21 protein-coding genes are annotated in these 19,564 nt (G+C 67.8%); 4 read left to right on the forward strand and 17 right to left on the reverse strand.

All coding sequences use genetic code 11. The features are described from left to right. Window positions 1-29 precede the first annotated feature (29 nt). From MKI84_RS09525 to MKI84_RS09535, 3 genes are read left to right on the forward strand one after another with little or no spacing between them, the layout of a single operon-like run. Window positions 30-1,007, forward strand: a complete 978-nt coding sequence (locus tag MKI84_RS09525) for a KpsF/GutQ family sugar-phosphate isomerase (RefSeq protein WP_241618922.1) — start codon at window positions 30-32, stop codon at window positions 1,005-1,007. A gap of 33 nt (window positions 1,008-1,040) precedes the next feature. Next, window positions 1,041-1,892, forward strand: a complete 852-nt coding sequence (gene kdsA / locus MKI84_RS09530) for a 3-deoxy-8-phosphooctulonate synthase (protein ID WP_241618925.1) — start codon at window positions 1,041-1,043, stop codon at window positions 1,890-1,892. Then, a complete protein-coding gene (locus MKI84_RS09535; RefSeq protein WP_241618926.1) occupies window positions 1,889-2,308 on the forward strand; it encodes a VanZ family protein in 420 nt (139 codons plus the stop codon). Before kdsA ends, MKI84_RS09535 begins: the two co-directional genes overlap by 4 nt. A 56-nt stretch (window positions 2,309-2,364) precedes the next feature. Here MKI84_RS09535 and MKI84_RS09540 read toward each other — a convergent pair whose 3' ends face one another. The 6 genes from MKI84_RS09540 to yajC all read right to left on the reverse strand — a co-directional run bounded on the left by MKI84_RS09540 (window position 2,365) and on the right by yajC (window position 8,200). Beyond that, window positions 2,365-3,864, reverse strand: a complete 1,500-nt coding sequence (locus MKI84_RS09540) for a phosphomannomutase/phosphoglucomutase (RefSeq protein WP_241618927.1) — start codon at window positions 3,862-3,864, stop codon at window positions 2,365-2,367. Window positions 3,865-3,954: 90 nt separating this feature from the next. Further along, window positions 3,955-4,812: a phytoene/squalene synthase family protein gene (locus tag MKI84_RS09545; protein ID WP_241618929.1), complete on the reverse strand. Its 858-nt coding sequence runs from the start codon at window positions 4,810-4,812 to the stop codon at window positions 3,955-3,957. 22 nt (window positions 4,813-4,834) lie between these two features. After that, window positions 4,835-5,212: an Mth938-like domain-containing protein gene (locus MKI84_RS09550; RefSeq protein ID WP_241618931.1), complete on the reverse strand. Its 378-nt coding sequence runs from the start codon at window positions 5,210-5,212 to the stop codon at window positions 4,835-4,837. A gap of 7 nt (window positions 5,213-5,219) precedes the next feature. After that, the gene (gene secF, locus MKI84_RS09555; protein ID WP_241618933.1) at window positions 5,220-6,182 is read right to left on the reverse strand and encodes a protein translocase subunit SecF; all 963 of its coding nucleotides are present in this window, start codon (window positions 6,180-6,182) and stop codon (window positions 5,220-5,222) included. A 17-nt stretch (window positions 6,183-6,199) separates the two neighbouring features. Next, window positions 6,200-7,798 (reverse strand): protein translocase subunit SecD, encoded by a 1,599-nt coding sequence (gene secD, locus MKI84_RS09560; protein ID WP_241618935.1) that lies wholly within the window; start codon window positions 7,796-7,798, stop codon window positions 6,200-6,202. A 63-nt stretch (window positions 7,799-7,861) separates the two neighbouring features. Further along, the gene (gene yajC, locus MKI84_RS09565) at window positions 7,862-8,200 is read right to left on the reverse strand and encodes a preprotein translocase subunit YajC (RefSeq protein WP_241618938.1); all 339 of its coding nucleotides are present in this window, start codon (window positions 8,198-8,200) and stop codon (window positions 7,862-7,864) included. 211 nt (window positions 8,201-8,411) lie between these two features. On the opposite strand from yajC, the gene MKI84_RS09570 reads away from it, so the two are divergent. Further along, a complete protein-coding gene (locus MKI84_RS09570; RefSeq protein WP_241618940.1) occupies window positions 8,412-9,290 on the forward strand; it encodes an ATP-binding protein in 879 nt (292 codons plus the stop codon). 74 nt (window positions 9,291-9,364) lie between these two features. Here MKI84_RS09570 and MKI84_RS09575 read toward each other — a convergent pair whose 3' ends face one another. From MKI84_RS09575 to nagZ, 11 genes are all read right to left on the reverse strand, one after another. Next, window positions 9,365-10,621, reverse strand: a complete 1,257-nt coding sequence (locus tag MKI84_RS09575; RefSeq protein ID WP_241618942.1) for a M23 family metallopeptidase — start codon at window positions 10,619-10,621, stop codon at window positions 9,365-9,367. A 124-nt stretch (window positions 10,622-10,745) separates the two neighbouring features. Beyond that, the gene (locus MKI84_RS09580) at window positions 10,746-11,399 is read right to left on the reverse strand and encodes a protein-L-isoaspartate(D-aspartate) O-methyltransferase (RefSeq protein ID WP_241618944.1); all 654 of its coding nucleotides are present in this window, start codon (window positions 11,397-11,399) and stop codon (window positions 10,746-10,748) included. 18 nt (window positions 11,400-11,417) lie between these two features. Beyond that, complete coding sequence (surE, locus tag MKI84_RS09585) at window positions 11,418-12,182, reverse strand: 5'/3'-nucleotidase SurE (protein WP_241618947.1); 765 nt, start codon at window positions 12,180-12,182, stop codon at window positions 11,418-11,420. A 130-nt stretch (window positions 12,183-12,312) separates the two neighbouring features. Next, entirely contained in the window at window positions 12,313-13,815 is a 1,503-nt protein-coding gene (gene serS / locus MKI84_RS09590) for a serine--tRNA ligase (protein ID WP_241618949.1), read from the reverse strand. A gap of 35 nt (window positions 13,816-13,850) precedes the next feature. Continuing rightward, window positions 13,851-14,648: a twin-arginine translocase subunit TatC gene (tatC, locus tag MKI84_RS09595; RefSeq protein WP_241618951.1), complete on the reverse strand. Its 798-nt coding sequence runs from the start codon at window positions 14,646-14,648 to the stop codon at window positions 13,851-13,853. Next, a complete protein-coding gene (tatB, locus tag MKI84_RS09600; protein WP_241618953.1) occupies window positions 14,645-15,439 on the reverse strand; it encodes a Sec-independent protein translocase protein TatB in 795 nt (264 codons plus the stop codon). Before tatB ends, tatC begins: the two co-directional genes overlap by 4 nt. 65 nt (window positions 15,440-15,504) lie before the next feature. After that, window positions 15,505-15,732, reverse strand: coding sequence for a twin-arginine translocase TatA/TatE family subunit (locus MKI84_RS09605; protein ID WP_241618956.1), 228 nt, complete (start codon window positions 15,730-15,732; stop codon window positions 15,505-15,507). 67 nt (window positions 15,733-15,799) lie between these two features. Continuing rightward, window positions 15,800-16,879, reverse strand: coding sequence for an ABC transporter ATP-binding protein (locus tag MKI84_RS09610; RefSeq protein ID WP_241618958.1), 1,080 nt, complete (start codon window positions 16,877-16,879; stop codon window positions 15,800-15,802). Between the two features lie 62 nt (window positions 16,880-16,941). Next, complete coding sequence (gene scpB / locus MKI84_RS09615; RefSeq protein ID WP_425353820.1) at window positions 16,942-17,685, reverse strand: SMC-Scp complex subunit ScpB; 744 nt, start codon at window positions 17,683-17,685, stop codon at window positions 16,942-16,944. After that, complete coding sequence (locus MKI84_RS09620) at window positions 17,682-18,500, reverse strand: segregation and condensation protein A (RefSeq protein ID WP_241618961.1); 819 nt, start codon at window positions 18,498-18,500, stop codon at window positions 17,682-17,684. The genes scpB and MKI84_RS09620 overlap by 4 nt, the downstream gene beginning before the upstream one ends. Before the next feature lie 19 nt (window positions 18,501-18,519). Then, window positions 18,520-19,548, reverse strand: a complete 1,029-nt coding sequence (gene nagZ / locus MKI84_RS09625; RefSeq protein ID WP_241618964.1) for a beta-N-acetylhexosaminidase — start codon at window positions 19,546-19,548, stop codon at window positions 18,520-18,522. Window positions 19,549-19,564: the final 16 nt, after the last annotated feature.

Consider the following 19,564-nt stretch of genomic DNA (forward strand, 5'->3'; position numbering starts at 1 on the left):
CCTTGGGCCTTGCCCGCTCGGAAAACCCCGTGATCGCGCCGCTCGCCGACATCCGCGCAAGTGCGCGCCGAACCCTCGCCGTCGAAGCCGGCGGCCTTGCCGCGCTCGGCGAGGCGGTGGAAGGCGCGCTCGGCGAGGCGCTCGAAGCCGCGATCGGGCTGATCGAGCAGGCGCGGGGCCGCGTCATCGTCACCGGCATGGGCAAGAGCGGACATATCGGCCGCAAGATCGCCGCGACTTTGGCCTCGACCGGCACGCCGGCCCTGTTCCTGCACGCGGCCGAGGCCAGCCATGGCGACCTCGGCATGGTGACGCAGGACGACGTGCTGCTGGCGATTTCCTGGTCGGGCGAGACCGCCGAACTCGGCGATGTCGTCGACTATGCCCGCCGCTTCGCCAACCCTCTTCTGGCGATCACCTCCAATGCCGGCTCGACGCTCGGCCGCGCGGCCAATGTCGCACTGGTGCTGCCCCGCGCCGAGGAGGCCTGCCCGAACGGGCTGGCGCCCACAACCTCCACCCTGCTGCAACTCGCGCTCGGCGATGCGCTGGCGGTGGCGCTGCTGGAGAGGCGTGGTTTCTCGGCCTCCGATTTTCGTGTGTTCCATCCCGGCGGCAAACTCGGCGCCCGGCTGCTCAAGGTCTCGGACCTGATGCATGCCGAGGAGACCGTGCCGCTGGTCGCGGTCGCGACGCCCATGAGCGAAGCGCTGATCGAGATCACCGGCAAGCGCTTCGGCTGCTGCGGCGTGGTGGATGGCAGCGGCCGCCTGATCGGGATCGTCACCGACGGCGACCTACGCCGCAAAATGACGACCGACCTGCTGAGCCTTCCGGTGGAGCAGGTGATGACGGCCTCTCCGCTGACCGTCGCGCCCGACGAATTCGCCAGCGCCGCGCTCGGCGCCATGAGTCGGCGGCAGATCACCGTGCTGTTCGTCGAGAGCGAGGGCACGCCCGTCGGTATTCTTCACATTCATGACCTTCTGCGCGCCGGCGTCATCTGACCGCCGCGACCCGCGCCGACCGAGGAGACGCCGATGAGCGGCATCAAGGCCAATTCCGTGGTGAGTGCCGGCTCCGTCCGCTTCGGCAATGAGCTGCCGCTCGCGCTGATCGCCGGCCCCTGCCAGATGGAGAGCCGCGAGCACGCGCTGGAATGCGCCGCCGCCATCAAGGAAATCGCGGATCGGCGCGGCATCGGCGTTGTGTTCAAGGCCTCGTTCGACAAGGCCAACCGCACCTCGATCCATGGCGCGCGCGGCATGGGGCTTTCCGGCGCGCTGCCGGTCTTCGCCGAGATCCGCGAGCGCTACGGCCTGCCCACGCTGACCGACATTCACGAGATCGACCAGTGCGCCCCCGCCGCCGAGGTGGTGGACGTGCTGCAGATCCCCGCCTTCCTGTGCCGCCAGACCGATCTTCTGATCGCGGCGGCGCAGACCGGCCGCGTGGTCAACGTCAAGAAGGGCCAGTTCCTCGCGCCCTGGGACATGACCAATGTGGTCGCGAAGGTTACCGACAGTGGCAATGCGAACGTGATGGTGACCGAGCGCGGCGCCTCCTTCGGCTATAACACGCTGGTGACCGACATGCGGTCGCTGCCGATCATGGCGGAAGGCACCGGCGCGCCGGTGATCTTCGATGCCACCCATTCGGTGCAGCAGCCCGGCGGCAAGGGCACCTCCTCCGGCGGGCAGCGTGAATTCGTGCCGGTGCTGGCGCGCGCGGCGGTTGCCGTGGGCGTCGCCGGCGTCTTTATCGAGACCCACCCCGACCCGGACCACGCGCCGTCCGACGGGCCGAACATGGTGCCGCTGAACCAGTTTGAAGCGCTGGTCGAACAGCTTCAGGCCTTCGATCGCATCGCCAAGGGCCTTAAGGCTCGATGACGGAAGCCAGCTCGCCGGCCCCCCTGCGCCCTCTCCTGCTCGGAGTGATCGAGAGTGCCTCGCGGATCGGCGCGGTAGCCTGCCTGATTGCGCTGCCTCTGCTGTCCCTGCTGCCCGCCGGCTCGATCGAGCGCACCGGCGTCGGGAAAGATCTGGAGCATTTCGCCGCCTATGCCGGCACCGGCGTGCTGCTGACGCTCGGCATCGGCTCGCGGCAGCTGCGCATCGTCGCCAGCATCCTGTTGATGGTCTTGGCCGCCGGCCTCGAAGTCGCGCAGAGCTACACCGCGACCCGCAGCGCCGAGTTGGAGCAGTTCGCCTCTGGGGTTCTCGGCGCGGGCGCGGGCCTCATCGTGGGCTCGCTGGGCCGTCGTCTGCTGGCGGGGCGCAGGCTCTGGGGCGGCTTCTCGCGCTGAGCAACGCCCCCGGCCGTATCAGCGGCCTAGGGGCGCCAGGGCGGCTGTCGTGCCGCTCACAGGCTCTGATTATAGGCGCCGACGTCCGGATGGGTGCGCAGCACGCCGTCCACCAGCTTGAACATGTCGTACATGCGCTCCTTCGAGACCGGGCTTTCCACGACCACGACCAGCTCCGGCTTGTTGGAGGAGGCGCGCACCAGTCCCCACGAGCCATCCTCCGCGGTGACGCGCACGCCGTTGACGGTCACGAGGTCACGGATGGACTGGCCGTCAATCTTGTCGCCGCGCAGCAGCATGCCCTCGAAGTGCTTCACCACGGCGTCGACCACGCCGTATTTCTTCTCGTCCGGGCAATGCGGCGACATGGTGGGCGAGGACCAGGTCTTGGGCAGTGCCTCCTTGAGGTGCGACAGCTTCTTGCCCGGATTGCGGTCGAGCATGTCGAGAATGGCGATGGCCGAGACCAGGCCATCATCGTAGCCGCGCCCGATCGGCGTGTTGAAGAAGTAGTGGCCCGACTTCTCGAATCCGACCAGCGCGCCGCTCTCGTTCACCCGGCGCTTCATGTAGGAATGGCCGGTCTTCCAGTAATCCGCCTTGGCGCCGTTGGCGATCAGCACCGGGTCGGTGACGAACAGGCCGGTCGACTTCACGTCGACCACGAAGGTCGAGCCGGGATAGAGGGCGGAGAGGTCGCGGGCGAGCATCACGCCCACCTTGTCGGCGAAGATCTCCTCGCCGGTATCGTCCACCACGCCGCAGCGGTCGCCATCGCCATCGAAGCCGAGGCCGACATCCGCGCCCGATTCCAGCACCGCATCGCGCATGGCGTGCAGCATTTCCATGTCTTCGGGGTTCGGATTGTATTTCGGGAACGAGTGGTCGAGTTGAGTATCGAGCGGCACCACCTCGACGCCCAGCGCCTCAAGGATCCCCGGCGCGAAGGCGCCCGCCGTGCCGTTGCCGCAGGCCACCACGGCCTTGATCGGGTGCCTGAGTTTCGGCCGGTCGGTGAGGTCCTTGATATAGATTTCCGGGAAGTTCTCGACATAGCGATACGCGCCGCCCGGACGCTGAACGCCGGCGCCCGCCAGCACGATTTCCTTGAGCCGGCTCATCTCGTCGGGACCGAAGGTCATGGGCCGGTTCACGCCCATCTTAACCCCGGTCCATCCATTGTCGTTATGGGAGGCGGTGACCATGGCGACACAGGGAATATCGAGCGCGAACTGCGCAAAATAGGCCATGGGCGAGAGTGCCAGCCCGATATCATGCACCGTGATTCCCGCGCTCATCAGCCCGAGGGTCAGCGCCTGCTTGATCGACGAGGAATAGCCGCGGAAATCGTGGCCGGTGACGATTTCCGGCCGGATGCCGAGTTCGTGGATCAGCGTACCAAGCCCAAGACCGAGCGCCTGCACGCCCATCAGGTTGATCTCGCTGCCAAACAACCAGCGCGCGTCATACTCGCGAAAGCCCGTCGGCTTCACCAGCGGCACGGTCTCGTAGGCATAGGTGTTCGGCTTCAGGGACGCCTGGGGCTGCGGGAGCATCTCAAATCCTGTGACCAGCGGGACCATCAAACCACTTCAGACCACACGCCTTATGGAAGACGGGGGACTGGCACGTCAATCTTGCACGGTTCACGCCCGGAAGGCGCTGCGCAGCTTGCGCGAGGCGCGCCACAGACGCCAGAAACGGCCGAGGGGCGAAACCGGCTCGGCAGGCGCGAACGGATCGGCGCGGCGTCCGAGCCGGTCGAGGTCACCCGGCACCAGTGCCAGCGGCAGGAAGGCCGGCAGATTCGCGGCGTCGACCTCCGCCAATGCCGCCAATGCCAGCTCGTAATGCTTGCGTGCCAGCACGCCGAGATCACCGAGCGCGGCTCGCAGCGCCGGGCTCGCCCGGCCGGACACCGCATCCTCGCGGGCCAGGCCATGGGCTTTCAATATGTCGAGCGGCAGGTAGCACTGGCCGCGCCGGGCATGGTTGGGAAAGGCGCGCAGCAGGCCGGTCACCGCATAGGCGACCCCGGCATGACCGGCCGCTTCCGCCGAGGCCCGGTCCGCCGACCCGCTCAGAACCAGCGTGGCAAGGCGGATCAGCGCCGAGGACGTCTCCCCGGCATAGCCCTCCAGGTCGTTCACGCTCGGCATGGCGTCGTCATAAAGATCGAACACCCGCGCATCGAGCAGGGCGAAGAAGGCGTCGCGCGGCAGGCTGTAGGTCTCCACGGCGTCGAGCAGCGCCGCCGCCACCGGATTGGCGCGCACATCGCCTCGCGCGCCGCCGATCAGCGCCTCGCTCCACCATTGCAGGCGCACCTCGCCGGCGAGCGGATTGGTGATCGCCTCGCGCACCCGCGACACCTCGACATTGAAGGCATGCAGCGCGAACAGCGCCGGCCTGCGGTCCGTCGGGGCGTAGAGGTCGCTGACATAGCGGTCGCGGTCCAGTCCGCGCACCAGCGCCGCGCAATGATCGGTGTCGGTCTGGCTCATGAGCGGGTTCCCGGCGCGGCGGTCACGGCAGCGCCAGCAGCGCGGCGGCGACGGCCCGGCCCTCGTCGAGCAGCACGTTATAGGTGGAGGCCGCCGCGCGCGTGGGCATCGCGTCGACACCGATGCCGACATCGCGCAGGCGCCAGCGCAGCGCCTCCGGCACCGGCCACGGCTCCAGCCCGGTGCCGATGATCAGCATCTGGATAGCCTCGGCCTGCCGGAACACCTCGGCGAGCGCGGCCGCGTCGATATCCGCCGCGCGCACGGGCGCCCAGGCATGAATGCCGGACGGCAAAGCGAGGATGGAGCCGGACGAGGCCATGCCGGCGAAGTGGAAGAAGCCCTTCCCGTAGCCTTCCACGGGCACCTGGCGCGGCAGATGTGCGTCGGGTGTCGCCATGTGCTCCTCAGCGCGCCGGGCGCTCCGCCCTCTGCTCGCGCTTGTCCTCCGCGCCGTCCTTTTCCGCCATGGTGCGGGTGGTGACGCCGAGATAGATCAGCAGCGGCGAGGCAATGAAGATCGAGGTGTAGGTGCCGACCAGCACCACGCCGAACATCATCGTGATCGAGAAGGAATGGATCGCCCGCCCGCCGAACAGCACCAGCGCCAGCAGCGCCAGCGTGACGGTGACATGGGTGATCACCGAGCGCGAGAGCGTCGAATTGATCGACTGGTTGAGCAATTCGTCGGTCGGCATCTTCTTGTAGCGCCGCAGCATTTCGCGGATTCGGTCATAGATGACGATCGTATCGTTCAGCGAGTAGCCGAGAATCGTCAGCAGCGCGGCGACGCTGGTCAGGTCGAAGTCGATCTGGAAGATCGCCATGAACCCGATGGTGAGCACGATGTCGTGGAAATTCGCGATCGAGGCGCCGAGCGCGAACTGCCATTCGAAGCGGAACCAGAGGTAGATCAGGATGCAGAACACCGCCAGCATCAGGCCCACGATGCCGTAGCTCAGCAACTCCTGCGAGACGCGCGGTCCCACCACCTCGACGCGGCGATACTCGACCTGATCGCCGAGCGCGGCACGCACCTTGCCGACCACGGCCTGCTGTGCGCTCTCGCCACCCGGCTGCTGGGCAACGCGGATCAGCACTTCGCCGTCGCTGCCGATTTCCTGAATCTGCACCTCGCCGAGTTCGAGGGCCTCCAGCTTTGAGCGCACATCGCCGATGTTCAGCGTCTGGTTCGGGTAACGCACTTCAAGCAGCGTGCCGCCCTTGAAGTCGATGCCGAAATTCAGGCCGAGCGTGAAGAACGCCACCAGCGCCACGATCGACAGCAGCGCCGAGATCGGGAAGCTGATGCGCCGGAAGCGGATGAAGTCGAATTTGGTATCGTCCGGGACGATGCGAAGCAGACGCATGGAAGCTCTCGCCTTTCTCAGATCGGCACGCGCTGGGGACGCTTCCAGCGCACCCAGAGCGAGACCATCAGGCGGGTCAGCGTGAAGGCCGTGAACACCGTGGTAATGATGCCGATGCCGAAGGTGATGGCGAAGCCGCGCACCGGGCCCGAGCCGATATAGAACAGCACCGCCGCCGCGATGAAGGTGGTGATGTTCGAATCGAGAATCGTCGCCAGGGCGCGGGTGAAGCCGGCATCGATCGCCGAGATCGCCGAGCGTCCGGCGCGCGCTTCCTCGCGGATGCGCTCATAGATCAGCACGTTGGAATCCACCGCGATGCCGACGGTGAGCACCACGCCGGCGATGCCCGGCAGGGTCAGCGTCGCACCCAGCATGGCCAGCGCACCGAAGATCATACCGACATTGACCGCGACCGCGAGCACCGCCACCACGCCGAACAGGCCGTAGGTCGCGATCATAAACGCGGCGACGGCAAGCGCGCCGACGATCGAGGCCATGACGCCCGAGCGGATCGAATCGGCGCCGAGGCCGGGGCCGACCGTGCGCTCTTCCACCACCTGCAGCGGCACCGGCAGCGCGCCGGCGCGCAGCAGGATGGCGAGGTCGTTGGCCTGCTGGACGGTGAAGTTGCCGCTGATCTGGCCGGAGCCGCCGGTGATCGGCTCGCGGATCACCGGAGCGGAAATCACTTGATTGTCGAGCACGATGGCGAAGGGACGCCCGACATTCTGCTGGGTGGCCTCGGCAAAGCGCCGCGCACCGTTGGAATTGAAACGGAAGGTGACCACCGGCTCACGCGTATTGGGATCGAAGCTCGGCTGCGCGTCGGTCAGGTCCTCGCCCTGCACCAGCGCACGCTGCTCGACCACATAGGGAACCGGCGGCTGGTCCTGCGAGTACAGGATCTCCGTGCCCGCCGGCGGCCGGGTCTGCAACGCCTGCTGCGGATTGACCGACATATCGACGAGACGGAAAGACAGCTTGGCGGTCTGGCCGAGCAACGCCTTGAGACGCGACGGGTCCTGAAGTCCGGGCACCTGAACCTGGATGCGATCGGAACCCTGGCGCTGGATCGAGGGCTCGGTCGTGCCGAGCTGGTCGATGCGCTTGCGCACGATCTCGATTGACTGAGACACCGCCTGGATGGTGCGTGCCTGGATGCCGGTCGAGGTGGGCGTGAGGCTGATCACGTCGCCGTCGCGCGTCACGTCGGTATCGAGCTGGCCGCTCGAGGCCAGCGCGCCGCCGATGGGCTGGGCAAGTGTGCGCAGCTGGGTGAGCGCGGCCTCCGCGTCCTGGCCCTCACGAATGCGGACCTGAACGGAATCGCCCTGGATATTCAGGCCGCTATAGCCGACGCGGGCATCGCGCAGCACGCGGCGCGCATCGTCGCGGAGCATTTCGAGCCGCGCCTTGCGCACTTCCGACTGCTCCACCTGCAGGACGATATACGAACCGCCCTGCAGGTCGAGACCCAGCACGATCTTACGCTGAAGGAAGCTCGGCAGACTGTCGTAAGCGGCCGGCGACAACAGGCTCGGCACGATCATCAGGCACATGACCGCGGAAAAGACCACGGTCGCCAGCGCCTTCCATTTGGAAAAGTAGAGCATGTTGTTCTTTCCGGGCGCTCACCCGAAGCAGGCGTCCGCCGGGTGGACGCCCGGCTCGACGCCTCAGTCGGCGCTGTCTTCCTTGGCGGGCTCGCCCTTGGCGCGCACGTCGGAAATCATGCCGCGGAGCTGGCGGATCTTCACGCCCTCGCCGATCTGCAGTTCGATCTCGGTGTCGTCGATGACGCGCGCAACCTTGCCGATCAGGCCGCCGGAGGTGACGACGGTGTCGCCGCGGCGAACGCTCTTCACCAGTTCCTGGTGCGCCTTAACCTTCTTCTGCTGCGGGCGCAGAATGAGGAAGTACATGATGACGAAGATCAGCACGAAGGGCAGCAGCGACATCAGCATGTCGGTGCCGCCGGGGCCTCCGGCCTGCGCATAGGCGGGCGTAATGAACATGTGGGTTCCTTGTCCGTCGAGACACGAGCTGGGCCGCAGGCCCGTTGAAGCGGCGCGGACTATACTGACGCGCCTGCCGATTGCAAACGCTGTGCGCACGCGTTCGGGTCACGGTTGTGAAAACCCGTCGAACCGCCGGCAATTACCGGCCCGCCATGCCTTGCCGCCCCCCTCGCCTGTGGGTATGTCCGGTCCGGCAAGGAGCCTGACCATGACCCACACCCCGGAAGATCTCGGCGCCGTCCTCACCCGCATCGCCGAGGCCTTGGAGCGCCTCGCCCCCGCCCGTGCGGAACCGGCCGATTTCACCGCGGCCGACGCCTTCATCTGGCAGGCGGACCTGCGCCGGCTGGAGCCGGTGCCGCGCGTTTCCAAGGTCGACATGGAGTTGCTGCGCGGCATCGACCGCACGCGCGATCTGCTGGTCGACAACACCCTGCGCTTCGCGCGCGGCCTGCCGGCCAACAACGCTCTGCTCTGGGGCGCGCGCGGCATGGGCAAGAGTTCGCTGGTCAAGGCGTCCCACGCCTCGGTCAACGAGGAGACGGCGAAGGAAGGCAAGCTGCCGCTCAAGCTGGTCGAGATCCATCGCGAGGACATCGAGACCCTGCCGGCGCTGATGGCGCTGATGCGCGGCTCGCCGTTCCGATTCGTCGTGTTCTGCGACGACCTCTCCTTCGACGCGGACGATACCTCCTACAAGTCGTTGAAGGCGGTGCTGGAGGGCGGCATCGAGGGGCGGCCGGACAATGTGATCTTCTACGCCACCTCGAACCGCCGGCACATCCTCGCCCGCGAGATGGTGGAGAACGAGCGCTCGACCGCGATCAATCCCGGCGAGGCGGTGGAGGAGAAGGTCTCGCTTTCCGACCGCTTCGGCCTGTGGCTCGGCTTCCACAAATGCAGCCAGGACGATTATCTGGCGATGGTCGAAGGCTATGTCGCCCATTTCAATATCCCGGTCGACGCCGAGACGCTCCGCCGCGAGGCGCTGGAATGGTCGACCACGCGCGGCGCCCGCTCCGGCCGCACCGCGTGGCAATATGTGCAGGATGTTGCCGGCCGGCTCGGTGTGCCGCTCGCCGGCTAGCGATCAAACGCGAAAGGGAGAGAGGGCATCGGCCCTCTCTCCCCTCTTGATGTCGGCGGGCTGTTCCTGCGAGCTCAGAGCCCGGCGAGGTGCTGGGATGGATCGACCGGCTGCGAACCCTTGCGGATTTCGAAGTGCACCTGCGGCGAGGTCACCGAGCCGGTCTGGCCGGCCTTGGCGATCACCTGACCGCGCTTGACGGTATCGCCCTTCTTCACGTCGAGCGTGCTGTTATGGGCATAGGCGGTGACCCAGCCATCGGCATGCTTGATCAGCACGAGGTTGCCGTAGCCCTTGAGCTCGCTGCCGGCATAGGCGACGACGCCATCCTCGGCCGCCTTGACCGAGGTGCCTTCCGGCACCGAGACGTTGATGCCTTCATTCTGCTGCCCGCCAGGCTTGGGACCGAAGCCGGAGATCACCCGGCCGCGCACCGGCCAGCGGAACTGCACCCCGCTGTCGCTCCGCACGTCATCGGCGGACTGCGCCGGCTTCACGGCGGCGATGGTCTGCGCCTTGGGCTCGGCGGAGGCGGTCGCGACCGCCTGCGTCGCCGCAGCGGTCACGGCCGGCGTCGCGGCGGCGACCAACGGCTTGGCGGCGGGAACCGCGGCAACGGCCGCCTGCGTGGCCTTGGGGGTTGCGGCGGCAATCGCCGTGGTCGCGGCGCCCGGAATGTTCAGCTTCTGGCCGATGCGCACCGAGGCATTGGGATCGAGCCCATTGGCCGCGGCCAGCTCCGTGCGGGAGACGCCGTACTGGCGAGACAGCGAGGAAAGGGTCTGCCCGCTGGTGACGACATGCGCGCCGGCGGCGGCGCTGGCGGAGCGCACCGGAGCGGCGGCCTGCGCCACGGTGTTCTGCATCGCGGCCTGTGCCGGCTGGGCGACAGCGGCAAGCTGCGTCGGCGCCGCGGCCACGGCCTGCTGGGCAGCGGCGACCGGCTGGGCGCCGTAGAGTGCCTGCTGGGTCTGGGCGGGCACATGAGCGGCATAGTTCGGCGAGACATAGGGGGCGTTCGCGCCATAGGCGGGCGCAGCGGCGGCCTGCGGCGCGCCGTAGCCGGCGGGCGCGGCACCGTAAGGGCCGGGAGTGGCGCTCGCTACCTGCTGCGGCGCTCCGTTGATCGGCCCGCGCTGCACCGCGCCGGTCGGCGCGCTTGCGACCGAGCCGGTATAGGCCGGGGCGCCCTGGCTGGCGAACGGGCTGGCATTTGGATTACTGAACCGCGCGGTATCCGAGCTGCATGCCGCCGCCGATCCCCCAAGAAGGGCGACGATCGACAGACGCAAGAACGACTGGGACCCCGACGTCGACAGGAAGTTACGCATCGCACACACCCGAACGCTAAACACCCGTGAATTAAAGCGGCGTATAGGTAAACGTCGGCTTAAATCCGCCACGCAAAAGCACACACCGCGGCAATTTCGCGGCAAGGTGTTGCGGCACCAGGCCTTAGAGCACCGAAGCGACGCCAGGCAGCAGCGGCACGAAGCGCACCGGGGCGAGGTCGCGGCGTACCAGCCCGGCGACTCCCGGCACGAAGCGGGCCAGCATCTGGGTCTCGTCGGGCGGGCCGATGGGGGCGATCAGCACGCCGTCGGGGGCGAGTTGGGCCAGCAGGGCGGGCGGAATGTCGCGCACCGCCGCGCTGATCACGATCCGGTCATAGGGCGCGCGGGACGGATGGCCGAGCCGGCCGTCGCCATGCACCACCTCGACATTGGCCAGCCCGATCTGACGCAGGCGCACCGCGCTGGCATGGACGAGGGTGCGAAAGCGCTCCACCGTGACCACATGGCGGGCGATCGAGCCGAGGATGGCGGCGTAGTAGCCGCTGCCGGTGCCGATCTCCAGCACGCTGTGGGCCGGCGTCAGGTCAAGCGACTCGGTGGCGAGCGCCAGCACCGAGGGTTGGCTGATCGACTGGCCGCAATCGATCGGCAATGCCTGGTCGGCCCAGGCCAGCGGGCGGAACGGCGGCTCGATGAAGCGCTCGCGGGGCACCTGCTCGAAGGCGCGCATCACCAGCCGGTCGCGTATGCCGCGCTTGCGCAGCGACAGCAGCAGCTCGGCCCGCTCGACCGCATCGTCCTTCGCCGCCGCCACCCTCGCCCCCTGCCCCGTTCAGCGCGCGAAGCGCCGGGCGAGCTGCGTCATCATCGGCTCGTCGGTCATGTCGAGGCGCAGCGGCGTCACCGAGATGCGCCCCTCATCCAGCGCGTGGAGGTCCGAGCCGTTCACGGTCTCGAAGATGCGCTTCTCGAAGGCGATCCAGTAATAGGGATTGCCGCGCCCGTCGGCGCGCGGCTCGATGCGGATCAGGTCCTGGTCGCGACGGCCCTGCGCGGTGATCGCCACGCCCTTCACCTCGTCGATGGGCCGGTTCGGGAAGTTCACGTTGAGCACGATGCCGGGGGGAATGCCCTCGTCCAGCAGCTCGCGCACCACGCCGGGGCCGAAATGCTCGGCCACCGTATAGGGCGGCGCGCTGCGGGTCTCGAAGCCATAGGCCTGCGACAGCGCGATGGAGGGGATGCCGAGCACCGTGCCTTCCATGGCGCCGGCCACCGTGCCGGAATAGCCGACATCCTCCGCCACGTTCTGCCCGCGATTGACGCCGGAGAGCACGAGGTCGGGCTTGGCGTCCTTCATGATGTGGCGCACCGCCATGATCACGCAGTCGGTCGGCGTGCCCTTCACCGCGAAGCGCTTCTCCGAGACCTGGCGCAGGCGCAGCGGATCGGACAGCGAGAGCGAATGCGAGACGCCGGACTGGTCGAATTCCGGTGCCACCACCCACACATCGTCCGACAGCGCGCGGGCAATGTTCGCGCAGGCATCCAGCCCCGGCGCGTGGATGCCGTCATCATTGGTGACCAGAATGCGCATGCCCGTCTCGTCCTCCACAACCGCGTCAGCCCCGGGCCTGGCCGGGGGATCCACGTCTTCTGCACGGTCAAGGCATGGATGGCCGGGTGAAGCCCGGCCATTACGATCCGCCAGCCCCGACCCGCAAGCCTCACGCCTCGATGCGGGTCAGCCCGCCCATATAGGGCACCAGCACGTCGGGCACGGTGACCGAGCCGTCGGCGTTCTGGTAGGTCTCCAGCACCGCCACCATGGCGCGGCCGACCGCGACGCCCGAACCGTTGAGCGTGTGCAGGAAGCGCGGGGACTTGGCCCCCGCCGACCGATAGCGCGCATTCATGCGGCGCGCCTGGAAGTCGGTGCAGGTCGAGACCGAGGAAATCTCGCGGAACGCGTTCTGTCCCGGCAGCCAGACCTCGATGTCAAAGGTCTTGCCCGAGGCAAAGCCCATGTCGCCGGTGCACAGCATCACCACGCGATGCGGCAGGTCGAGCTTCTTCAGCACGTTCTGCGCGCAATCCAGCATGCGCTCCTGCTCGGCCGGCGAGTTCTCCGGGGTGCAGATGGTGACCATCTCCACCTTGTTGAACTGGTGCTGGCGGATCATGCCGCGCGTATCACGCCCCGCCGACCCCGCCTCCGCACGGAAGCACGGGGTGAGCGCGGTGAGGCGCAGCGGGAGTTCCTCCTCGGAGAGGATGGCGTTGGCGACAAGATTGGTCAGCGGCACTTCGGCGGTGGGGATGAGCCCGAGGCGCTTTGCCGTAAAAGGCTTCTCGGCATCCGTATCGATCGTCGCCCAATAGTCCTCGATCATGAAAGCACTTGAGGCGCTTTTTGCAACGTTCTCAATGACCGCATCAATGTCGGCTCGACTGAATGTCCGCTCGCCGCGACCAAGGGTCGACTTGGCGAAGCGCTCAATCGCCCGCATCGTATGCTCCACCCAGTCAGGCGTCCGAGGATCAGTGAAAAACTGATCCTCCTCAAACTTCGGCAGCTGCGCCGTGCCGAACATCGCCTCGTCCTTCACCAGAACCGGCGGGGCGACCTCAGTCAGGCCGTGCTCCTCGACATGGGTGTTGAGGAAGAATTGGCCGATAGCGCGCTCCAGCCGCGCGAGCTTGTTCTTCAGCACCACGAAGCGCGCGCCGGAGAGCTTGGCCGCCGCCTCGAAATCCATCTGGCCGAGCGCCTCGCCGATCTCGAAATGCTGCTTCGGCGGGAAGGCGTAGCTGGGCGGCTCACTGTACCGCCGGGCCGGCACTTCCACATTGTCGTGCTCGTCGGCGCCGGGAGGCACGTCGGGCAGCGGGACGTTGGGGATCGCCGCGAGCTTGGCGTGCAGCTCCGCTTCCGCCGCCTTCACATCCCGTTCCAGTTTGGGAATGTCGGTCTTGAGCTTGCCGACCTCGGCCATCAGCACTTCGGCGAGCGAGTTGTCGCCGGCCTTCTTGGCGGCGCCGATCTCCTTGGAGACGGCGTTGCGGCGGGCCTGCAGCTCTTCCAGTTTCACGATGCCGGCGCGGCGGGTCTCGTCCAGCGAGAGCAACGATTCCACCAGCGACCGCGCCTCGGATTCCGGCGTGCCGCGCCGTGCCAATGCGTCAACGAGACCCTGCGGTTCCTCGCGGATCCATTTGATGTCGTGCATGGAAGTCCGTCCTTGAAAGACCTGCCGTTAAGCCCTCAGGCGGCGGGGCTTTCATCCCCGGCCTGATCCGCCGTCGCGCGCTTCTTCTCGACCATGCGCACGAGGTAGACCGAGACCTCATAGAGGAGCAGGGTCGGGATCGCCAGAGCGAACTGGCTCACCACGTCCGGCGGGGTGAGCACCGCGGCCGCGACGAACACGCCGACAATGGCGTAGCGCCGGAATTTCCTGAGCTGTTGCGAGGTCACGAAGCCGATCTGCGCCAGCAGGGTCAGGATCACCGGAAGCTGGAAGCAGATGCCGAAGGCGAAGATCAGCGTCATGATCAGCGAGAGATATTCGCTGACCTGCGGCAGCAGCGAGATTTCCGCCGAGCCCGGCCCGGCCGCCTGCTGCATCGAGATGAAATAGGTCATCGCCAGAGGCATGGCGACGAAATAGACGAAGGCCGCGCCGATGAGGAAGCATACCGGCGTCGCGATGAGGTAGGGCACGAACAGCCCGCGCTCATGCTTGTAGAGCCCCGGCGCCACGAACATGTAGATCTGCGTCGCCACCACCGGGAAGGAGATGAACGCCGCCCCGAACATGCCGAGCTTGATCTGGGTGAACAGGAATTCCTGCGGCGCGGTGTAGATCAGCTTCACATTCTCGGTGCCGCCGGCCGCGAACTCATAGGGCCACAGCAGAATGTTGTAGATGAACTTGCCCAGCATGAAGCAGGCAAAGAACGCGATGAAAAACGCGATCAGCGACTTGATCAGCCGCGTGCGCAGCTCGATCAGATGCTCGATCAGCGGCGCCTTGGAGGCGTCGACTTCATCCTGGCTCATGCCGCCGGGCCTTCATCATTGTTGCCCGGCGCCTTGACGCGCGGCTTGCGTCGGGGCTTGGCCGGTGGATTGGGAGCCGGACCGTCCAGCGCGGCGACCGCGTCCGCCACCTCCGGCTCGGCCGAGGAGGTCTTGGCCGCGCGCACCCTCTTCGGCTTCGGCGCGGGCTCGGTGACGGCATCGCCGCCGGCCGCCGGCTCCTTGGCCTTGCGCACGCGCTTGGGCTGTTCAGGCGGCACCGGCGCAGCAGACGCTGCCGGTGTTGCGGAAGCCACGGGCGGCACCGGCGCGGGTGGTACCGGCACCGACGCGGCAGCGGACAGGCTGGAGGGCGTGTCGAGCTTGGCGGCGGCGTTGCGCACCTCGTCCTCGATGGTCTCGAAGGCGTTGCTCTCCAGCTCCGTCGGCTCGGGCAGTTGCGCCTGAACCGGATCGGCCGAGGGCAGGTCCGCGCGCTCGACCCCGGTGGTCGCCGCCTTCAACTCACTCTCGATGTCGAGCAGCGGGTTGGAAGGCAGTGCACCGGAAATGCTGTTCTTCGTGTCGTCCACGAAGCTGCTGACGGTGCCCTTCGCGTCATCGGCGAAGCCGGTCAGATCCTTTTTGAGGTCGACGAGATCGGCCTCCCGCAACGCCTCCTGGAACTGTCCCTGAAACTCGCCGGCCATGCGGCGCAGTTTCCCCACGGACTTGCCGACCGTGCGCAGCACGCCCGGCAGTTCCTTCGGCCCGATCACGACCAGCGCGACGATGCCGACCACCAAGAATTCGGACCAGCCGATATCAAACATGAGTCACGCCGAGGCCGCGTCAACACGGCCCCTCTCCGATCCGATGGGGTCCCGATACACGGGAATCAGCCGACCTTGGTGCGCTCGGCGTCGACGCTGGCCTGGTGGTCGAGCGTACGAACCGGCTCGGCCGGCTTGGCGGGCGGCGTCTCGTCGTCGTCAGCCATGCCCTTCTTGAAGGCCTTGATGCCCTTGGCGGCGTCGCCCATCAGCTCGGACAGCTTGCCACGACCGAACAGGAGCAGAACGACCACCAGCACGATGATCCAATGCCAGATGCTCAATGAACCCATAGTCAAAACTCCCTCGTGGGTACGCGGCCGGCCCCTGACGGCGGCGCACCGCAATTCAGAAGGGACACTAGGGCCGGGTTGCGGCGAAGACAAGAACCTCTGCCGGATCTATGTGCACACCTACGTCATGCCCACAGGCTAGGCCGGCCTGGGTGCGGCGCCGCACGATCAGCGGATGGTCCAGCCCCTGCACCGCGACCTCGTAGAAATCCAGCTCGCCAAGGAATTTGTGGGTCATCACCCGCCCCGGTATGCCCGATCCCGGCGCCCGCAGCTCGACGCCCTGCGGACGAATGGCCGCAACCGCCTCCACGCTGTCCGCCAGCCCCGGCGCGGCGAAGCGGCCGAGCGGCGTCTCTATACGGCCATGGGCGACCGGTCCGTCCACCTCGTTGATTTCGCAGAAGAAGCGGGCGACCTCCAGATCCACCGGCGCGCGGTAGAGTTGCTCGGGTGTCCCGGCCTGCACCAGCTGACCGCGCCGCATCAGCGCGATACGGTCGCCAAGCCGCATCGCTTCCTCGGGATCGTGGGTCACGATGATGCAAGTCGCCCCCGCCTCGCGCAGCACGTTCAGAGTCTCGGCGCGGACCGCCCCGCGCAGCCGGCTGTCGAGGCCCGAGAACGGCTCGTCCATCAACAGGATACCCGGCCGGGGCACCAGCGCCCGCGCCAGCGCGACGCGCTGCTGCTCGCCGCCGGAAAGCGCGTGGGGGAAGGCGTCGGCGTAGCGCTCCAGCCGCATGCGGCGCAGCGCGAGGCGCGCCTGCTCCAGTCCCTCGGCGCGGGTCAGCCGGCGCAGGCCGAAGGCGACATTTTCCAGATTGGTCAAATGCGGGAACAGCGCATAGTCCTGGAACACCAGCCCGATATTGCGCCGCTCCGGCGGCACGAAGTCGTCGGGCCCCGCCACGACCATGCGGTCCAGCAGGATGCGGCCGGAACTCGGCCGCTCGATGCCGGCGATCAGACGCAGCAGCGTGGTCTTGCCACAGCCCGAGGCGCCGAGCAGGCAGAGTATCTCGCCCGGCTCGACCGTGAGCGAGATGCCGCGCACCGCTTCCTTCTCGCCATAGTGATGGCGAACCTCGTCGATCACCAGCCGACTGGCCATGGAGACCGGCGTGCGCGCCAGCATTTCCTGCATCGATAGACCCTTCCGCTCGCGTTACCGCCGCCTCACGGGTTTCAGCCCCCGACGGCCTGCCGTCAAGCCCCGGCGTCCGCGGCGTCTTCGGGGCCGTCCTCGTCCGCGCCGTCCGGCTCCGGCGCGAACAGCAGGTTGAATTCCGGCTCCAGAGGGTCCTCGTCGTCCTGCAACCCGGCATCGTCGCTCGGCAGCGGTACGGTGAGCCCGGCCGAGACGCGGGAGTCGATGAAGCCGGTGCCGCGCAGTTCGTCCAGCCCCGGCAGGTCGCGGATCGCCTCCAGCCCGAAATGCACGAGGAAGGTCTCGGTGGTGCCATAAGTCACCGGACGCCCCGGGCTGCGCCGCCGCCCGCGCATGCGGATCCAACCGGATTCCAGCAGCACGTCCAGCGTGCCCTTATTGGTGGAGACGCCGCGTATTTCCTCGATTTCCGCCCGCGTCGCCGGCTGGTGATAGGCGATGATCGCCAGCGTCTCCAGCGCGGCGCGGGAAAGCCGGCGCGGCTCCGGCTTGTCGCGCGCCAGCAGGAAGCCGAGGTCCGGCGCGGTACGCAGCATCCATTTACCGGCCACGCGCACCAGATTTACACCGCGCGGCGCGTAATCGGCAGAAAGACGCGACAGCAGCGCGGGCAGGTCCGCGCCCTCCGGCAGGCGGGAGGCCATCACCTCCTCGCTCAGCGGCTCGCCAGCGGCGAACAGCATGGCTTCCAGCAGGCGCAGCGCCAGCGGGCGCTCCCGGAGCATCGCCATTTCCGGCTCGTCGTCATGGAGACGTGGCGCGCGCGCCGCTTCCGCGCTCATGCCCCCTCCCCCGTCGGACCCGATGCGTTGTCGGCCCGCGCGCGAATCCAGATCGGCGCGAAGGCCTCTTCCTGCTGAACGTCGATCAGCCCCTCGCGCACCATTTCGAGGCTGGCGGAAAAGCCGGAGGCGAGCGCGGTGGCGCGCATCTTCGGATCGGCGATCCAGTTGAGCAGGAAGCCGTCGAGCCGTGCCCACTCGCCGGCAAAAGCCAGCCGTCCGATCAACCGCTCCAGCCGCTCGCGTGCCTCCGCCAGCGAGATGACATTGCGCGGGGCGAAGCGCACCTGCGAGAGCGCGTTCTTCTGGCGCTGCGCGCCATAGGCGGCGAGCAGGTCGTAGAGATTGGCCTCGTAGACATGGCCGACCGGGCGGTCGAGCCGCTCCGGCGCGCCGCGCAGGAACACCTGATGGCCCACGCGGTCGCGGGTGGCCAGATGCGCGGCGGCGGAGCGGATGCGCTCCAGCCGGCGCAGTCTTTCGGCCAGATCGGCCGCCAGATCGGCGCCGCTTGGGCCGTCTTCCTTCGGCGGATCGGGCAGCAGCAGGCGGGACTTCAGGAAAGCGAGCCAGGCCGCCATCACCAGATAGTCGGCGGCGAGTTCAAGGCGGATGCGCCGGGCCTCGTCAACGAAGCGCAGATATTGCTCGGCGAGTTCGAGGATCGAGATGCGGTGCAGATCCACCTTCTGGGTACGCGCCAGCGCCAGCAGCAGATCGAGCGGCCCCTCGAAGCCGTCGACATCGACGACGAGCGCGCCCTCGCCGGGCTCGCGCGCGTCATCTGCCTCGAACGCAAAGCGGCTTTGTTCCATATCGACCGGCGGCTGGTGTTCAGGATGCCGCGATCATATCCGAAAAATGCGCGCGCGCCTCAATTTGCTCGATTCTTCCGGGCGCCTGGAGCCGGGCCAGCGCGGCGGCGCAGCGCCGGGCCGCTTCACCCGCCAGCACGGGCGTGCGCGAGGCGACCTCGACCATCTCGTCCAGCTTGCCGTTACAGTGCAGGGCAAGGTCGCAGCCGGCCGCAAACGATGCCTCCGCCCGCGACGCCAGCGAGCCGGCGAGCGCGCCCATGGAAAGGTCGTCGCTCATCAGCGCGCCGTCGAAGCCGATGTGGCCGCGAATGATCTCGGCGATGACGCGCGCTGAAGTGGTGGCCGGGCGCTCGGCGTCGATGGCGCTGTAGACGACATGAGCGGTCATGCCGAGCGGCAGATCGTTGAGCAGCCGGAACGCCTCGAAATCGGTCGCCTCCAGCTCGGCGCGCGAGGTCTCGACCACCGGCAGGCTCTCATGGCTGTCGGCGCGCGCGCGGCCATGGCCGGGAATGTGCTTGAGCACCGGGAGCACGCTCCCGCTCATCAGCCCCTCCGCCGCCGCGCGGGCGAGCCTCGCCACCGCTTGCGGGGTAGTGCCGTAGGCGCGATCGCCGATGATGCCGTGGCCTTCCGGCAGTCGCAGATCCGCGCAGGGCACGCAGTCGACAGTGATGCCGAGTTCGGCAAGGTCCTGTGCCATCAGCCGCGCGCCCAGACGCGCCGCCTCGACCGCGCGAGCCGCATCGCCCGCCTCGGCGATGCCGGCGAACACGGCGGCCGGCGGATAGGCCGGCCAGTGCGGAGGGCCGAGCCGTTGCACGCGCCCGCCCTCCTGGTCGATCAGCACCGGCGCATCATCGCGCTGGACCGTCGCGCGGAACGCGTCGACCAGGGCGCGCACCTGCGCCGGGCTCTCGACATTGCGGCGGAACAGAATGAGGCCCCAAGGCGCGGCGTCGCGGAAGAAGGCCGCCTCTTCGGGCGCCAGCACGGTGCCAGCGCACCCCGAGATGAAGGCGCGCGGCGCGTTATATGCGGTCATGACGATGTGCCGTGTC

It is taken from the genome of Ancylobacter gelatini (assembly GCF_022601675.1).
Taxonomy (GTDB): domain Bacteria; phylum Pseudomonadota; class Alphaproteobacteria; order Rhizobiales; family Xanthobacteraceae; genus Ancylobacter; species Ancylobacter gelatini.

Excerpts from the sequence above, each read along its gene's own strand:
- kdsA (WP_241618925.1), top strand. The coding sequence starts at position 1,041 with ATGAGCGGCATCAAGGCCAATTCCGTGGTGAGTGCCGGCTCCGTCCGC.
- MKI84_RS09535 (WP_241618926.1), top strand. The coding sequence starts at position 1,889 with ATGACGGAAGCCAGCTCGCCGGCCCCCCTGCGCCCTCTCCTGCTCGGA.
- MKI84_RS09540 (WP_241618927.1), bottom strand. The coding sequence starts at position 3,864 with ATGCTCCCGCAGCCCCAGGCGTCCCTGAAGCCGAACACCTATGCCTAC.
- MKI84_RS09545 (WP_241618929.1), bottom strand. The coding sequence starts at position 4,812 with ATGAGCCAGACCGACACCGATCATTGCGCGGCGCTGGTGCGCGGACTG.
- MKI84_RS09550 (WP_241618931.1), bottom strand. The coding sequence starts at position 5,212 with ATGGCGACACCCGACGCACATCTGCCGCGCCAGGTGCCCGTGGAAGGC.
- secF (WP_241618933.1), bottom strand. The coding sequence starts at position 6,182 with ATGCGTCTGCTTCGCATCGTCCCGGACGATACCAAATTCGACTTCATC.
- secD (WP_241618935.1), bottom strand. The coding sequence starts at position 7,798 with ATGCTCTACTTTTCCAAATGGAAGGCGCTGGCGACCGTGGTCTTTTCC.
- yajC (WP_241618938.1), bottom strand. The coding sequence starts at position 8,200 with ATGTTCATTACGCCCGCCTATGCGCAGGCCGGAGGCCCCGGCGGCACC.
- MKI84_RS09570 (WP_241618940.1), top strand. The coding sequence starts at position 8,412 with ATGACCCACACCCCGGAAGATCTCGGCGCCGTCCTCACCCGCATCGCC.
- MKI84_RS09575 (WP_241618942.1), bottom strand. The coding sequence starts at position 10,621 with ATGCGTAACTTCCTGTCGACGTCGGGGTCCCAGTCGTTCTTGCGTCTG.
- surE (WP_241618947.1), bottom strand. The coding sequence starts at position 12,182 with ATGCGCATTCTGGTCACCAATGATGACGGCATCCACGCGCCGGGGCTG.
- serS (WP_241618949.1), bottom strand. The coding sequence starts at position 13,815 with ATGCACGACATCAAATGGATCCGCGAGGAACCGCAGGGTCTCGTTGAC.
- tatC (WP_241618951.1), bottom strand. The coding sequence starts at position 14,648 with ATGAGCCAGGATGAAGTCGACGCCTCCAAGGCGCCGCTGATCGAGCAT.
- tatB (WP_241618953.1), bottom strand. The coding sequence starts at position 15,439 with ATGTTTGATATCGGCTGGTCCGAATTCTTGGTGGTCGGCATCGTCGCG.
- MKI84_RS09605 (WP_241618956.1), bottom strand. The coding sequence starts at position 15,732 with ATGGGTTCATTGAGCATCTGGCATTGGATCATCGTGCTGGTGGTCGTT.
- MKI84_RS09610 (WP_241618958.1), bottom strand. The coding sequence starts at position 16,879 with ATGCAGGAAATGCTGGCGCGCACGCCGGTCTCCATGGCCAGTCGGCTG.
- scpB (WP_425353820.1), bottom strand. The coding sequence starts at position 17,685 with ATGAGCGCGGAAGCGGCGCGCGCGCCACGTCTCCATGACGACGAGCCG.
- MKI84_RS09620 (WP_241618961.1), bottom strand. The coding sequence starts at position 18,500 with ATGGAACAAAGCCGCTTTGCGTTCGAGGCAGATGACGCGCGCGAGCCC.
- nagZ (WP_241618964.1), bottom strand. The coding sequence starts at position 19,548 with ATGACCGCATATAACGCGCCGCGCGCCTTCATCTCGGGGTGCGCTGGC.